This window comes from Flavobacterium difficile (assembly GCF_011392115.1).
Taxonomy (GTDB): Bacteria; Bacteroidota; Bacteroidia; order Flavobacteriales; family Flavobacteriaceae; genus Flavobacterium; species Flavobacterium difficile.
On sequence record NZ_JAAJBT010000002.1, the window covers coordinates 26,617 to 41,528 of the forward strand.

General features: G+C 31.2%; 15 protein-coding genes. 11 read left to right on the forward strand and 4 right to left on the reverse strand.

The window, feature by feature from the left end; genetic code table 11:
* Positions 1-3: 3 nt before the first annotated feature.
* From G4D72_RS02975 to G4D72_RS02990, 4 genes are read left to right on the forward strand one after another with little or no spacing between them, the layout of a single operon-like run.
* On the forward strand, positions 4-996 hold the full coding sequence (locus G4D72_RS02975) for a M20/M25/M40 family metallo-hydrolase (protein ID WP_166076124.1): 993 nt from the start codon (positions 4-6) through the stop codon (positions 994-996).
* Positions 986-1,669, forward strand: coding sequence for an SDR family NAD(P)-dependent oxidoreductase (locus tag G4D72_RS02980; RefSeq protein ID WP_166076125.1), 684 nt, complete (start codon positions 986-988; stop codon positions 1,667-1,669). The genes G4D72_RS02975 and G4D72_RS02980 overlap by 11 nt, the downstream gene beginning before the upstream one ends.
* A 43-nt stretch (positions 1,670-1,712) precedes the next feature.
* The gene (locus G4D72_RS02985) at positions 1,713-2,315 is read left to right on the forward strand and encodes a SprT-like domain-containing protein (protein ID WP_166076126.1); all 603 of its coding nucleotides are present in this window, start codon (positions 1,713-1,715) and stop codon (positions 2,313-2,315) included.
* Between the two features lie 16 nt (positions 2,316-2,331).
* Entirely contained in the window at positions 2,332-3,390 is a 1,059-nt protein-coding gene (locus G4D72_RS02990; protein WP_166076127.1) for a mannose-1-phosphate guanylyltransferase, read from the forward strand.
* 101 nt (positions 3,391-3,491) lie between these two features.
* Here G4D72_RS02990 and G4D72_RS02995 read toward each other — a convergent pair whose 3' ends face one another.
* Entirely contained in the window at positions 3,492-3,863 is a 372-nt protein-coding gene (locus G4D72_RS02995) for a hypothetical protein (protein ID WP_166076128.1), read from the reverse strand.
* A gap of 181 nt (positions 3,864-4,044) precedes the next feature.
* On the opposite strand from G4D72_RS02995, the gene G4D72_RS03000 reads away from it, so the two are divergent.
* Positions 4,045-4,998 carry an arginase gene (locus G4D72_RS03000; RefSeq protein ID WP_166076129.1) on the forward strand — a complete coding sequence of 318 codons (954 nt, stop codon included), beginning with the start codon at positions 4,045-4,047 and terminating at the stop codon, positions 4,996-4,998.
* A gap of 36 nt (positions 4,999-5,034) precedes the next feature.
* The gene (gene ctlX, locus G4D72_RS03005; protein WP_166076130.1) at positions 5,035-5,973 is read left to right on the forward strand and encodes a citrulline utilization hydrolase CtlX; all 939 of its coding nucleotides are present in this window, start codon (positions 5,035-5,037) and stop codon (positions 5,971-5,973) included.
* A 52-nt stretch (positions 5,974-6,025) separates the two neighbouring features.
* On the opposite strand, the gene G4D72_RS03010 is transcribed toward ctlX, so the two are convergent.
* Both G4D72_RS03010 and G4D72_RS03015 read right to left on the reverse strand, forming a co-directional pair.
* On the reverse strand, positions 6,026-7,465 hold the full coding sequence (locus G4D72_RS03010) for an SDR family oxidoreductase (RefSeq protein WP_166076131.1): 1,440 nt from the start codon (positions 7,463-7,465) through the stop codon (positions 6,026-6,028).
* A gap of 90 nt (positions 7,466-7,555) precedes the next feature.
* Complete coding sequence (locus G4D72_RS03015) at positions 7,556-8,197, reverse strand: MarC family NAAT transporter (protein ID WP_166076132.1); 642 nt, start codon at positions 8,195-8,197, stop codon at positions 7,556-7,558.
* Between the two features lie 198 nt (positions 8,198-8,395).
* Here G4D72_RS03015 and G4D72_RS03020 point away from each other — a divergent pair, with 198 nt between their 5' ends.
* The gene (locus G4D72_RS03020; protein WP_166076133.1) at positions 8,396-8,752 is read left to right on the forward strand and encodes a CoA-binding protein; all 357 of its coding nucleotides are present in this window, start codon (positions 8,396-8,398) and stop codon (positions 8,750-8,752) included.
* Positions 8,753-8,808: 56 nt separating this feature from the next.
* On the opposite strand, the gene G4D72_RS03025 is transcribed toward G4D72_RS03020, so the two are convergent.
* Positions 8,809-10,308: a sodium:solute symporter gene (locus G4D72_RS03025; RefSeq protein ID WP_166076134.1), complete on the reverse strand. Its 1,500-nt coding sequence runs from the start codon at positions 10,306-10,308 to the stop codon at positions 8,809-8,811.
* A gap of 80 nt (positions 10,309-10,388) precedes the next feature.
* Here G4D72_RS03025 and G4D72_RS03030 point away from each other — a divergent pair, with 80 nt between their 5' ends.
* The 4 genes from G4D72_RS03030 to G4D72_RS03045 all read left to right on the forward strand — a co-directional run bounded on the left by G4D72_RS03030 (position 10,389) and on the right by G4D72_RS03045 (position 14,909).
* Complete coding sequence (locus tag G4D72_RS03030; protein ID WP_166076135.1) at positions 10,389-10,880, forward strand: hypothetical protein; 492 nt, start codon at positions 10,389-10,391, stop codon at positions 10,878-10,880.
* Between the two features lie 71 nt (positions 10,881-10,951).
* Positions 10,952-11,572 (forward strand): recombination mediator RecR, encoded by a 621-nt coding sequence (recR, locus tag G4D72_RS03035; RefSeq protein WP_166076136.1) that lies wholly within the window; start codon positions 10,952-10,954, stop codon positions 11,570-11,572.
* A gap of 52 nt (positions 11,573-11,624) precedes the next feature.
* Complete coding sequence (locus G4D72_RS03040) at positions 11,625-12,422, forward strand: polysaccharide biosynthesis/export family protein (protein ID WP_166076137.1); 798 nt, start codon at positions 11,625-11,627, stop codon at positions 12,420-12,422.
* Between the two features lie 9 nt (positions 12,423-12,431).
* Positions 12,432-14,909 (forward strand): exopolysaccharide transport family protein, encoded by a 2,478-nt coding sequence (locus tag G4D72_RS03045; RefSeq protein ID WP_166076138.1) that lies wholly within the window; start codon positions 12,432-12,434, stop codon positions 14,907-14,909.
* Positions 14,910-14,912: the final 3 nt, after the last annotated feature.

Consider the following 14,912-nt stretch of genomic DNA (forward strand, 5'->3'; position numbering starts at 1 on the left):
AACATGAAAAAAATAGTTCTTTTCCAATTGGGCCTTTTGGCAATCGCTTGTGGTCCATCAAAAATGTTGCCTACTCCAGAAATAATTGAAGAAGCACCAAAAAATAGTACTAAAGAGGTAACCGCCTTTGCTAAAGAAGAAAATGTTTCCAAAACGCTAAAATATTTAACTTCTGATGAATTAGAAGGAAGAAATTCTGGAAGTAAAGGCATTGAAAAAGCAGCTGTTTATTTGGAAAATATTTTAAAAGAAAACGGGATCAAACCGTATTTTAAATCGTACCGCGATACACTTTCGAACTATGAAAAAACATCTTACAATATTGTGGGTTATATAGAAGGTACAGATCCTGTTTTAAAAAATGAATTTGTAATTATAGGAGCGCATTACGATCATATTGGTAAAATCGCAGCTGTAAATGGTGATGATATTGGAAATGGTGCTAATGACAACGCAGCAGGTACAACATCAGTAACCGAAGTTGCTAAATATTTTGCTCAAGCTAAATCTAACAAAAGAAGTTTATTATTTGTGTTCTTTTCAGCTGAAGAAAAAGGTTTGTTGGGTTCTAAACATTTAGCCGCTAAATTGAAACAACAAAATATGAATTTGTATTTTATGTTCAATTACGAAATGGTGGGTGTGCCGATGCAAAATAGAGATATGCTAATGTATATCACTGGTTTTGGAAAAAGTAATATGGCTGCCAAAATGAATGAATATTCGGGAGATAAATTGGTAGGATATATTCCAGCAGAAACAAAATACATGTTGTTTAGAGCATCTGATAATTTTCCTTTTTATGACGAATTTAATGTGCCTGCTCAAACGGTTTCGACTTTCGATTTTGAAAATTTTCAGTTTTACCACCAACCAGATGACGAATTTGAATTGATGAACACCGCACATATTACAACTGTTGTAAATAAAACGATTCCTGTTTTAGAAAAAATGATGAATGCACCGACTAAAGAAATCAAATTAAATGAAAAATAAAAATATAATAATTACAGGAACTTCTCGCGGAATTGGTTACGAAATGGCTTTGCAGTTTGCTAATGCTGGTTATAATGTTTTAGCAATTTCAAGAAAAACACCTCAAACTTTAATCGATCACGAAAATATTACCTGTTTGCCAATAGATATTTCAGATGAAAATCAATTGCAACAAGTAGGAGATTTTGTGGAGAAAACTTGGAAGAAAGTAGATGTGCTACTTCACAATGCGGGCGCTTTATTGCATAAGAATTTTACAGAAATTACCACACAAGAATTTCAAAATATCTATAAAGTAAATGTTTTTGCTGTAGCCGAATTAACCAAAATCTGTATTCCATTTATGGAAAAAGGAAGTCATGTCGTAACCATAAGTTCAATGGGCGGCATTCAAGGCAGTATGAAATTTGCCGGACTTTCTGCTTACAGTTCAAGCAAAGGCGCAGTCATTACCTTATCAGAATTATTGGCTGAAGAATACAAAGAAAACGGAATCGCTTTCAATGTTTTAGCCTTAGGTTCTGTAAATACTGAAATGTTACAAGAAGCTTTTCCTGGTTACGAAGCACCACTTTCAGCTAAAGAAATGGCCGATTATATTTATAACTTCGCTTTAACTGGGAATAAGTATTACAACGGAAAAGTATTGCAAGTGAGTTCTACAACGCCATAATTGAAATGTACGATAAAATTTGACAACTGGAAATCATAAATTAATGTCAGAAGTTTTACAAAAATATTTGCCAGAACACGCAGTTGAAGCTGTTTTCGAACTGATAAAAGCCAATCACGTACATTTGAAGATTGTAAATGAGCGACAAACGCGTCATGGCGATTATCGAAGACATCCAGACGGGTTTCATCAAATTACAGTCAATGCCAATTTGAATAAATACCGATTTTTAATGACATTAGTTCATGAAATTGCACATTTGGTAGCTTTTGAAAAATATGGTAGAAACATTTTACCACACGGAACCGAATGGAAAATTACCTTTCAACATTTAATGATTCCGTTTATTCGCCCTGAAATTTTTCCACATCAAATTTTACCTTTAATGGCAAGGCATTTTAGAAATCCGAAAGCGAGTTCTGATACGGATGCGACTTTATCTTTAGCATTAAAACAATTTGATGAAAGAAATACAGAGAATAATTATATCTTTGAAATTCCTTTCGGAAGTGTTTTTCGAATTAAAAATGGAAAGGTTTTTAAAAAAATAGCCTTGCGTGTCAAACGATACGAATGTTTAGAAATGAGTACAGGTCGCATGTTCTTGTTTCAACCTAATGCAGAAGTAGAAGTAATTTCAAATTAAAGAAATTCAAAATAAAATGAATAAAAATTATTACGCCATATTAATGGCAGGTGGAGTAGGATCTAGGTTTTGGCCAGTAAGTACCGCTGAGTATCCAAAGCAATTTCATGATATGTTAGGAACTGGCGAAACGCTAATTCAGAAAACGTTTAGTCGTTTGTCGCAAATTATTCCAAAAGAAAATATTTTAATTCTTACCAATGAGAGTTATAACGATATTGTTTTAGAACAATTGCCTTCTGTAACTCAGGAGCAAGTGATTTTAGAACCAGCCATGCGAAATACGGCGCCTTGTATTTTATATGCTTCTTTAAAAATTAAAAAACAAAATCCAGATGCTTTAATTTTAGTTGCACCAAGTGACCATTGGATTGAAGACGAAATGCAATTTGCTGCGAATTTAAAACAATCTTTCAATTATTGTGAAACACAAGATACTTTGATGACTTTAGGGATTTTGCCAACTTTCCCTAATACAGGTTATGGATATATTGAGTACGATAAATTAGATTCTAGATTAATAAAAAAAGTAGCACAATTCAGAGAAAAACCAGATTATAAAACGGCTCAAAAATTCATTCAAAGTAGAAATTTCTTGTGGAATGCCGGAATATTTATTTGGAGTGTAAAATCTATTGTAGCTGCTTTTGAACGTTTTCAACCAGAAATGTACGCCCACTTTTTAAAGGGATTTGACGCTTATAACACCACTGAAGAAAAAGCTTTTATTGCTGAAAATTATCCATTAGCTGAAAACATTTCCATTGATTATGCGATTTTAGAAAAAGCTCAAAATGTTTTCGTATTGTCAGCTACTTTTGATTGGAACGATTTAGGAACTTGGGGTTCCTTATACGATAAATTAGATAAAGACGAATCGAATAATGCTATCGTTAATGCTAATGTGTTTTTAGAGAATGCCACAAATAACATCATCCGAACCGAAGGTAAAAAGCTAGTCGTAATTGACGGTTTGAAAGATTATATCATAGTAGACAAACAAGATGTATTGTTTATTTATCCAAAAGCAAAAGAACAAGATATTAAGAAAATTGTAGGAAAATTAAATTTATAATAATCTTTTTTCAAAATCGAGTTCTGAATCTCAATAAAAAATCCCAAATTCCTTTCATTAAAATTGGAATTTGGGATTTATAATTTTATTTATTTTTTATACTAAGCTTCTGCAGAAGGAGTTTCTTCCGTTTTATCACCAGTAACATCTTCCACTTTAGCCTCTACTGTATCTACAATTTCAGTAATTTTTTCTTTGGCTACAGTAGCTTTTTCTTCTGCCCAATCGGTAGCTTCAGAAAGTTTGTCTTTTGCAGTATCCACAAATTGTGAAACTTGTTCCGGCACACCCATTTCTTCTAATTTCGCAGAAGCTGTTTCTGCAACTTCTTCTACTTTTTCTTTTACATCCGCTACAACTTCTGTGGCTTTGTCCATCGCTTGGTCTGCAAATTCTGAAATATTTTCACTTGCACTTTCTGCTGTTTGTTTAGCTTTTCCAAATAAAGAGCTAAAAAAATTTGATAATCCCATGATAATTAAATTTTTAGTTTTCTCAAAGATAAAAGATTAGTAATCAATATGCAACATAAAATTTTTTGGAGCCTAAAATTAATAATTTGCTAACAATGGAAGAATTAATGTAAAAGCAACTTTCAAAGTTTCGCAATCGTTTTCATTTTTCTATATTTGTAATCTATCAACTAAAAAAATTATGAGTCGAGATATAGTATTTTTAATTAATAATTCCGAAATCACAGCTGGAACGAGAGGTGCATCATTAGGTCCGATTGCTGTTTTTACAGCAGCCAGGAAAAATAATAAAACTTTTTTTGCAAAGTATCCAATAGAAAATATAGTTGAAGTAAATCATCTTTTAGATCAAACTACCAGATTCCAATATGCCAAACGTATTGATGGTTTATTAGATGTTTATACCGATTTAAATCAAAAAGTTTCAACAGCATTATTACAACAAAAATTTCCATTGTTACTTGCGGCTGATCATGGTTCTGCTGGTGGAACTATTGCTGGAATTAAAACAGCTTACCCGAATCAAAGAATAGGCATCGTTTGGATTGATGCTCACGCAGACATTCATACACCTTATACAACTCCATCTGGGAATTTACACGGTATGCCTTTAGCTACTGTTTTAAATGAAGACAATATATCATGTAAAGTGAATGATTTGTCAGAAGAAACCATAACGTATTGGAATAAACTAAAAGAAGTAGGCGGAATTAGTCCTAAAGCCTTGCCAGAAGATGTTGTGTATATTGCAGTTAGAGATACTGAAGAGCAAGAAAATAAAATTATGGAACGACTTCAAATTAAAAACTATCCAGTTGATGAGGTGCGTTCGAAAGGTGTGACCACTATTATTAATGAAATAGAAACTAAGTTGAGTGCTTGCGATCTTATTTATGTTTCTTTCGATGTAGATTCAATGGATCCAGAATTAACCTCTCATGGAACGGGTACACCTGTTAAAAACGGTTTAAAACCTGAAGAGGCACAAGCTATTTTAACTTTGTTAGCGAAAAACAAAAAAACCGTTTGTATGGAATTTGTAGAAGTTAATCCGTGTTTAGATGAAAAAGTAAATACGATGGCAGAAGTTACCCTTTCTTTAGTAGAGTCGGTAGTAGATGCTTTAACAAAATAATTTTTGAAATTCAAATCATAAATCCTAATTATACTTATGAGACAAACCACAAACACCATATTAATGATTCGTCCTGTGGCGTTTCGTAGAAATGAAGAAACGGCTGTGAACAACTATTACCAAAAAGTTTTAGATGATGTAACACCAGAAACCATAAATTTCAAAGCAGTTCAAGAATTTGATGCTTTCGTAGAAAAACTAAAACATGTTGGTGTAAATGTAATTGTAATTCAAGATAAAAAAGAACCAGATACGCCAGATAGTATTTTTCCTAACAATTGGATTTCATTTCATGAAACGGGTGATGTAGCTTTATATCCCATGTTTGCTGAAAACAGAAGATTAGAAAGAAGAGAAGATATTTTAGATGTTTTAGAAGACAAAGGTTTCGAAATCACTGAAATTATGGATTATACTTCTGCTGAAGAAGATACTATTTATTTAGAAGGCACAGGAAGTTTAATTTTAGATAGAGAATTCAATAAAGCCTATTGTGCACTTTCTCCAAGATCGGATGAAGAATTAATGATTGAGTTTTGCGAAGATTTTGACATGTCGCCAATTATCTTCGAAGCGTTTCAAACGGTTGATGGAGAGAGAAAAGCGATTTATCACACCAATGTTATGATGTGCATCGCAGAAACATTCGCCGTAATTTGTGCAGATTGTATCGATGATAAGAAAGAACGCAAAATGGTTTTAGAAAACTTAAAAGCGGATGGAAAAGAAATTATCTTAATCACAGAAGAGCAAGTGAATAATTTCGCTGGAAATATGTTACAAGTTCGTGGGAAAGATGACAAACGTTATTTAGTGATGAGCAATTCGGCTTATCAAAGTTTAACCAAAGCACAGATTGATAAAATTGAAAAACACTGTGAAATTTTACAAGTAAGTTTAGACATTATCGAAGCTTGTGGAGGTGGAAGCGCGCGTTGTATGATGGCTGAAGTTTTCTTACCGAAAGTAGAATAATATAAAATATAGATTAAAAAAATCCCGACTTCTAATTGAAATCGGGATTTTTTTATTTTTGATTCGTTTTAAATTTGGAAATATTTTTTATCATGCCATCGAAAATAAAAAAGTGAAAAGGTAACATGGCATACCAATACAATCTTCCCCAAATACCATGTGGTCTAAACGTAGCAGTTTGATGTAACGTATTGGTTTTGTCAATTCTAAATTCTAGCCAAGCTTCACCGGGAACTTTCATTTCTGCAAATAATAATAAACGTTTATTTGCTTTATCTGCCAATAAAACACGCCAAAAATCTAAGGCATCACCATTATCTAAATGCGTGGGATGTGTTCTTCCTCTTCTAATCCCAATTCCTCCAAACGCTTTGTCTAAAATGCCGCGAATGTTCCATATCCAAGTGGCATAATACCAACCGCGATTGCCTCCAATAGACCAAATATTCTCTAAAGTTTGTGTAGCATCTGAAATTTTTATTCTCTTTTTGTCTTTAAAACACCCGTATTTCGGAATTTGAATGTAATTGGAAAGCGGCTGATTCAATCGGCTACTAGTTAAACTATCTTTCCAACTTGAAAGCACAGAATTTTGTTCGATTTTATCAAAAGCTAATTGTATGGCTTCTCTATAAGTTGTGCCCTCAAACGGAATAATTTTTTTAATTTCTGAATCTTTTGCAATCACTTCGACTTTCAAACTATTGATTAAATTTACTGCTAAATAGTAAGAAGTTGAGGTGACGAAAAATAACCAATACGAGGACAATCTAGGAGTCATCAAAGGGAAATTATACACTTTTAGTTTTAAGTTTCTAACTTCCGCATATTGTTCCATTAATTGTTTGTACGTTAAAATGTTTGGCCCGGCAATATCAAAAGATTTGTTATAGGTTTTCGAATTGTTTATCACACCAGTTAAATAACGTAAAACATCTCTAATTGCAATGGGATGCGTTCGAGTTAAAACCCATTTTGGAGCGATCATTATCGGAAGTTTTTCACATAAGTCTCGAATGATTTCAAAAGAAGAACTTCCAGATCCTACAATGATTCCAGCTCGTAAAACGGTTAAATTATAACTTCCAGAAAACAGGATATGTTCTACATTTAAACGCGATTGTAAATGTTTGGATAACGAATTATTATTAACAATTCCACTTAAATAAATAACTTGTTTAATAGGAGAATCTGCAACATATTTATTAAAAATTTTAGCAGAAGTTTTTTCTAATTCATCAAAGTCGCCAATGGAGGTCGACATAGAATGAATCATGTAATAAGCAATATCAACATCTTTTAGAACGGCTGTGGCTTCATAAGGTTTCGTGAAATCAACTTCCCAAATAGATATTTTTTGCAACGTTTCGTCGTCTAGTCCTAATCGGTTTTTGTCTCTAACTGCGCACACCACATCATAACCTAATTGTAAAAGCTCAGGTAATAAACGTCTGGCTACATAGCCGTTTGCTCCAGTTAGTAATATCTTCATGAGAAATTTTTATATGAAGATACAAAAAAACAGCTAGTTTTAAAACAAACAAAAGTTAAAGTTAATCGGTTAATGAATTGAAATTCAGTATTAAATTCCTCTGATGATACTTAAAGTAGCACTAATGATATATTGAATTCCGATTGCAATTGTTAAAAACCCAATGATTCTTGAAATGGCCACAATTCCAGAAGAACCTAATATTTTGGCTAAATAATGTGCGCTTCTTAATACCAAATAAATCAGAGCAGCAACAGCCAAAATGGCAACACAAGAAAATAAAATTTCTGAACTGGTAATTTTGTTACCTGATTCACTTAATTCTTGATAATAGGCAATTAATAACGAAATAGAACCTGGACCAGCTAACATGGGCATTGCTAAAGGTGTCAATGCGATATGCTGTCGCGTTTCTACTTCTTTTTGTACTTTTTTATTGATTCCTTTATTCTTACTAAAATTTCCATTCAATAAAGAAAAACCGGAACTAGCAATAATAATTCCTCCAGCAATACGTAAAGCGGTAATTGTTATACCGAAAAATTCTAAAACATATTGACCAACAAAAAAAGAAATTAACAAGATAATGCAAACGTTGATTGAAGTAATAAGCGAAGTTTTTGAACGTTCCGCTGAAGTGTAGCCTTGAGTTAATCCCACAAAAATAGGAACAGTTCCAATCGGATTTAAAACGGAAAATAAAGCGGCAAATAAATAAATAAAAATGTCCATAGTTTTTTTGCAAATATATCTTGTTATCCAAAGATAGAATTTAAAATAGAATTATTTAAATGTAAATTAAAAAACATTTAGTAATTTAGATAAAAATAAAACAGATTTTTGCCTCGAATTTTCGAATACTATGAAGGTTGTTTTCGATGAGTTTAATAATTCGTGACTAAAATTATCAAAACTAAAAATAAAATAAACATGAAAACTCTAGTATTAGGCGCAACCACAAACAAAGAACGATATGCATATAAAGCGATTCATAGTCTAATCGATAAAAGTCATCAAGTTGTAGCTATTGGTACAAAAGAAGGAATGGCCTTAGATGTGAAAATTGAAACCACAAAAATACCTTTCAACAGAGTTGATACGGTTACATTATATCTAAATCCGAAAAACCAACAAGAATATTACGACTATATTATTTCTTTACAACCTAGACGTGTAATTTTTAATCCAGGAACCGAAAATCCTGAATTTTACGAAATATTGAAACAGAATAATGTTGAGTTTGAAGTGGCTTGTACTTTGGTTTTGTTAGCTACAAATCAGTATTAATCGAAAGTAAAAAGTAAAAAGTAAAAAGTAAAAATAGTATTTTTTAAGTTCAATATTTAGCTTTTTACTTTTGTTGTTTTACTAATTACATACAATCCCATAAACGTTATCAATCCATTTACGATAATTAATTCTTCTGCGAATGCGTATGGAATTAGTTTTGGCGCTTTAGGATCAATTCCAGAATTCACACTGATTAAATAAGTAATGGCTGGTGATAGTAAACAAATAAAAGGCACCAATTTGTCTTTTACGGAACGATTTTTAATTAAAATTCCGAAAGCAAATAAACCTAAAAGCGGTCCGTAAGTATACGATGCGACTTTAAAAATTAGTTTCACAACCGATTGATTGGTTAACGAATTAAATATCAGAATCACAATAAAAATTGCTAAAGAAAATCCGATATGAACCAAATGTCTTGTTTTTACAGTGTCTTTTGTTTCTTCTTTTTTCTCCATGCCTAAAAAATCAATGCAAAAGGAAGTCGTTAATGCTGTTAAAGCCGAATCGGTTGTGGCAAAAGTAGCAGCTGTTAATCCTAACAAAAACACAACTGCCGGAACTAAGGCGAAATGATTGAACGCAATTTCTGGAAATAATAAATCGGTTCTTACATCACCATTTAAAGTTGGAACAGCAATGTTATTTTTAGCAGCATACAAATATAAAAGTGCACCCACACTTAAGAAAAATAAATTGATAACTACAAAAATCCCTGTAAAAGTAAACATGTTTTTTTGTGCTTCTTTGATGTTTTTACAGCTTAAGTTTTTCTGCATCAAATCTTGATCTAAACCAACCATAGCGATGGTTACAAAAATTCCACCTAAAATTTGTTTTATAAAATGTTGACCAGAACCTATAAAATCTTCAAAAAAGAAAATTTTCGAATATTTTGAAGTATTTATTTCTGCAATAGCTTCAGATAATCCAAAATCTAAACTTTGGCAAACAAAATAAATGGTAAAGAAAACAGAAGCCACTAAAAATACCGTTTGTAAAGTATCGGTAATAATTATGGTTTTTAATCCGCCTTTATAAGTGTAAGCGAAAATTAGTGCTAAACTGATTAAAACAGTAATTGCAAATGGGATTTTAAATTCATTAAAAACGAAACGTTGCAATACTAAAACTACCAAATATAAACGGAATGCAGAACCAATTGTTCTACTTAATAAAAAAATAAACGAAGCCGTTTTGTAGCTGAAATATCCTAAACGTTGTTCGATATAGGTGTAAATTGAAGTCAGATTCAGTTTGTAATATAATGGTAATAAAACAGTTGCCACAATTATAAAACCTATAGCGTTTCCTAAAATGAATTGAAAATAAGCAAATTGATTCGCTTCAACTGCTCCAGGAACAGAAATAAAAGTTACACCCGAAAGTGCGGTACCAATCATTCCAAAAGCAACTAAATACCATGGTGATTTACTATTGGCTTTAAAAAAAGTATCGTTACTACTTCCTGATTTTTTGTTCATGAAATAAGAAATTCCGAACAAAACGATAAAATAGGAAAGAAAAAAAATTAATATAGTACTTGGTTGCATAAGTTTTTTTTACAAAAATAACAGAATAATGTAAATTCAAAGCATATTTGTTTACATTTGGAAAAATTAAATTTATTGAGATGAAAAACCTACTTACGAAAAAGTTATTTTATTTTCTAACTCTATTATCGGTTTCCTTTTCTTTTGGTCAAGAAGAAATTGTAGAAGATTTTGAAAATGCGCCAGAAGTATTAATTGAAATGGATTTTAACAAGTCGGTTTATCCAGAGAGTGAAGGCAACGCATATTTTTCTAATACACCTAAAGCAGCTTTGATTGGAATGGTAGTGCCGAAAAAATATTCAGATTTAATTGCTGAAATGAAAAAAGAAGCGCCAGAAGGAATCAAAAATTTAAAAACCGGAGAATTTGATCATGCGGGTAAAAAAATATTTTTCTATACAGGAAATATAACAGTTGAAAATGGTACAGAAATTTTCATGGAAGTTTTAGTGAAACATTCAGGAGAAAATGAATGTATTGTTATCACATCAATGTATGAGCCTGCTGTAAAAGAAAAGTTTGGTAAAGAAGCAAAAAGGGCAATTATTTCTGCAAAAATTATAGAATAATACAGCCTAAAATCTTTTAGAAGCCTATTTATAAATGTAAATAGGTTTTTTCTTTTTAATATATTTGCATAATGGAATTCTCATCAAAATTATTAGAAAATGCGGTTAATGAAGTAGCAATGCTGCCAGGAATTGGTAAGCGTACTGCCATGCGTTTAGTGCTTCATTTGTTAAAACAACCTTCCGAACAAACGATATTATTAACGGAAGCTTTAACTAAAATGCGAAATGAAATAATTTATTGTCAAAATTGTCATAATATTTCAGATCATACAATTTGCGAAATTTGTAATAATCCAACTCGTGACCATTCCATAGTTTGTGTAGTAGAAGATGTTAGAGATGTAATGGCCATCGAAAATACAAGAATGTATAAAGGAATTTATCATGTTTTGGGTGGGAAAATTTCTCCAATAGAAGGCATTTCTCCAAGCCAATTAAACATTACTTCTTTGGTTGAAAAAGTACAAGAACAAAAAGTTTCTGAAATTATTTTTGCACTCAGTTCTACAATGGAAGGTGATACTACTAATTTTTATATTTTTAAGCAAATTAAAGCGTTTAATATCAACGTTTCTACAATTGCGCGAGGCATTTCTGTTGGTGATGAATTGGAATATGCTGATGAAGTTACACTTGGAAGAAGTTTGTTGCATAGAATTCCTTTTGAATCCTCAATTAAATCGATGTAATTCTTTTAAATTAATTTGGAAAAAGTATATTTGTAAAATCTAAAATGAACTTATGAAATTTTTTATAAAAAACATAAAAATATTCTTTATATTTCAATTGTTAGCTTCATGTATTCCGTTCAAGGATACGCTTTATTTAGAAAAAAATAAAGATAAAGTTGCAGATATTGAAATAAATGCGGATGCTTATAAGCCTTACAGATTACAAGTTGATGATATTGTAGCTATTGAAATAAAGGCTTCAAATCCGAAAGATGTTGAAATATTTAACAAAACAGAATCTAAAACTACTGGTACTGTTACTCAAGATCAGTTGTATTTTAGTGGATATCAGGTAGATGGTTATGGAAATATCAGAATTCCGGTGATTGGACTTTTAAACGTTCAAGGGCAAACCGTTGATGAAGTGAGTAAGTTATTAGAAAAAAAATTGTTAGAAGAATATTTTACCGCTGCTTCAAATTTATTTGTAACCGTTAAATTAGCTGGAATTAAATACACGATAAACGGAGAAATTGCAACCACAGGAACCAATACCGTTTTTCAAGATAAATTGAATATTTTGGAGGCGATTGCTAATTCTGGCGACATTCCAATTACGGGTAACAAAAAAGAAGTGGTAGTAATGCGAAAAATCCCAACAGGATACCAATCGGGTACTTTAGATTTAACTGATGCAAATGTAATTAATTCCCCTTATTTTTATTTAAAGCCCAACGATTATATTTATATCAAACCCTTGAAACAAAAAAGTACAGGGTTAGGTTTAAATGGCTTACAAACTTTAACAACAACACTTTCTCTTTTTGGTGTTTTAACAACAACCTACTTATTAATTAAGAATTTATAATTTCCTCAAATGTTTGATACAAAAGATATTAAGTTGTTAGGTGAAGGAGCAAGTTTTGATGTTAAAGGCTTTTTAGTTAAGTTACTTGGGCATTGGAAAATTTTCTTACTCTCTATGTCAATTACTATATATTGGGCTTATCATGTAAATATTCGTAAAGAAAGCGTTTATGGTATGGATGCCTCAATTGTTGTAAAAGATGATAGTAACCCTATGTTTTCCAACAACACTAGTTTGACTTTTAATTGGGGCGGCACTTCCGATAAAGTTCAAACGGTAATTACCACTTTACGATCTAGATCGCACAACGAAAAAGTTGTAGACAAGCTTCAATATTATATCAAATACTTAAGAAAAGGCGATTATTTTTATTCTGATGCGTACGGTTCAATTCCTTATAAAGTTGCAATAAATAAGCAAAGAGGGCAATTGGCAAATATGCTTATTAAAATTAAACCAGTTTCTAATACAGAATTTGATTTTGAAGTAGATTTTGGGGAAGCGAAAGAGGTAATGTTATATCATTATGCCGATTACTCTTCAAGCACTATAAAAGTAACAGGTAAAAAATTTACTAGTAGGTTTAAGTTCAATAAAGAAATAAATTTACCGTTTTTTAACGGGCAAGTTACTTTAGATTCCTCAAAACCTTTAACTCTTAACGAAGAAATTTATGTACAGTTTGATGATTTTAATTCAACTGTAGCCGCTTATAAAGGTATTGGCGTAAATACAGATCCTAAAGCTCTTTCTGTGATTGTTTTAGACATGCAAGGTTCTAATAAAGCTCGTTTGGTAGAATATTTAAATTCAACCGTAACCATTTTAAGAGAAAATGAATTAGATAGTAAAAATCTTTTTGCTGTCAATACAATACGATTTATCGACAGTACTTTAAATGAAATTGAAGGACAACTAAAAAATACAGAATCGGATTTAAAAAAATTCAGAAAAACCACAAATGTATATGAATTAGAAGCCGGAGGTACTAAACTATCTGAAGAAATTTCTAATCTCGATTTAGAGCAAGATAACATCAAAAGAAAACTTTCTTATTACAATTTTCTTAAAAGTTATTTAGAGAAAAATACAGATTATTCTAAACTTCCTGCTCCAGCTGTTGCAGGAATAGACGATCCTAATGTAATTGCTAGTGTTTCAAAATTAATTCAAATGTCTATTGAAAGAGCCGAAAAGACATTTACTGTTAAAAATCCTAAATTATACAATGAATTAGATTCTCAAATGGAATCACTAAAAAAAGTACTTTTAAATAATATTGAAAGTTCTAAAAATGTTTTATCCATAGATTTAAGAAGTATCAATTCGCGAATAAAAGAAGCCGAAGGTTCAATAACTGCACTGCCAGATAAAGAACAAGATTATATCAATATTTCGAGAAAATACGACTTAAAAGAAAAAATTTACAGTACTTTTCTTGAAAAAAGAAGTGAAGCAGACATTGTAAAAGCAGCTAGTGTTTCCGACATAGAATTTATAGATTCTGCCAAAGATGTTGGAGGTGGTTTTAGAGGTCCAAAACGATCTATAAATTACGTTTTAGCCATAATAGTAGGTTTCTTTTTACCTTTCTTGTACGTTTTAATCATTGCATTATCTGATACTAACATAAATACAACACAAGAAATTTTACAGTTAACCAAAATTCCTATAATTGGAGTTATTGGGAAGAAAAATTCTGAAAACAATTTATCAGTTTTTGAGAAACCTAAATCGCCATTAGCCGAATCTTTCAGAGCTGTTCGTTCATCTTTACAGTTTTTATCCAAAAAACAGAATCTAGAAGGCACTAAAATATTAATGCTTACTTCTTCTATATCAGGTGAGGGAAAATCATTTTGTTCTATAAATTTGGCTACTGTTTTTGCTATGAGTGATAAAAAAACAGTAATTGTTGGTTTAGATTTAAGAAAGCCTAAAATTTTTGGTGATTTTAAAGTAGATAATAATTTAGGAGTTGTGAACTATTTAGTAGGTCAAAAAACTGCTAATGAAATTATTCACAAATCGCATATTCCAAATTTAGATTTAATAACTTCAGGGCCAATTCCACCCAATCCATCTGAATTATTAATGAGTGATGCTATGTCGGAATTAATTGCCGAATTAAAAACAAAATACGAATATATTATTTTAGATACGCCTCCTGTTGGTTTGGTTTCTGATGCTTTAGAATTATCTCACTTTGCTGACGCAACATTATATGTAGTAAGACAAGCTTTTACAAAACGTGGTATGCTTTCTGTTGTGAATGAAAAACACTTGCGAGGCGAACTTAAAAATGTAAGTATCATTTTTAACGGGTTCCAAAATAAAGCTAAATATGGTTACGGCTATGGTTATGGTTACGGTTATGGTGCTTATGGCTATGGTTATGGTACTTATTATGAAGAAGATAGGAAACCTAAAACTTTAAAAGAAAAAATATTAGACAAACTGAATTTATTTAATAAGAAAAATAATTAATTA

Excerpts from the sequence above, each read along its gene's own strand:
- G4D72_RS02975 (WP_166076124.1), top strand. The coding sequence starts at position 4 with ATGAAAAAAATAGTTCTTTTCCAATTGGGCCTTTTGGCAATCGCTTGT.
- G4D72_RS02980 (WP_166076125.1), top strand. The coding sequence starts at position 986 with ATGAAAAATAAAAATATAATAATTACAGGAACTTCTCGCGGAATTGGT.
- G4D72_RS02985 (WP_166076126.1), top strand. The coding sequence starts at position 1,713 with ATGTCAGAAGTTTTACAAAAATATTTGCCAGAACACGCAGTTGAAGCT.
- G4D72_RS02990 (WP_166076127.1), top strand. The coding sequence starts at position 2,332 with ATGAATAAAAATTATTACGCCATATTAATGGCAGGTGGAGTAGGATCT.
- G4D72_RS02995 (WP_166076128.1), bottom strand. The coding sequence starts at position 3,863 with ATGGGATTATCAAATTTTTTTAGCTCTTTATTTGGAAAAGCTAAACAA.
- G4D72_RS03000 (WP_166076129.1), top strand. The coding sequence starts at position 4,045 with ATGAGTCGAGATATAGTATTTTTAATTAATAATTCCGAAATCACAGCT.
- ctlX (WP_166076130.1), top strand. The coding sequence starts at position 5,035 with ATGAGACAAACCACAAACACCATATTAATGATTCGTCCTGTGGCGTTT.
- G4D72_RS03010 (WP_166076131.1), bottom strand. The coding sequence starts at position 7,465 with ATGAAGATATTACTAACTGGAGCAAACGGCTATGTAGCCAGACGTTTA.
- G4D72_RS03015 (WP_166076132.1), bottom strand. The coding sequence starts at position 8,197 with ATGGACATTTTTATTTATTTATTTGCCGCTTTATTTTCCGTTTTAAAT.
- G4D72_RS03020 (WP_166076133.1), top strand. The coding sequence starts at position 8,396 with ATGAAAACTCTAGTATTAGGCGCAACCACAAACAAAGAACGATATGCA.
- G4D72_RS03025 (WP_166076134.1), bottom strand. The coding sequence starts at position 10,308 with ATGCAACCAAGTACTATATTAATTTTTTTTCTTTCCTATTTTATCGTT.
- G4D72_RS03030 (WP_166076135.1), top strand. The coding sequence starts at position 10,389 with ATGAAAAACCTACTTACGAAAAAGTTATTTTATTTTCTAACTCTATTA.
- recR (WP_166076136.1), top strand. The coding sequence starts at position 10,952 with ATGGAATTCTCATCAAAATTATTAGAAAATGCGGTTAATGAAGTAGCA.
- G4D72_RS03040 (WP_166076137.1), top strand. The coding sequence starts at position 11,625 with ATGAAATTTTTTATAAAAAACATAAAAATATTCTTTATATTTCAATTG.
- G4D72_RS03045 (WP_166076138.1), top strand. The coding sequence starts at position 12,432 with ATGTTTGATACAAAAGATATTAAGTTGTTAGGTGAAGGAGCAAGTTTT.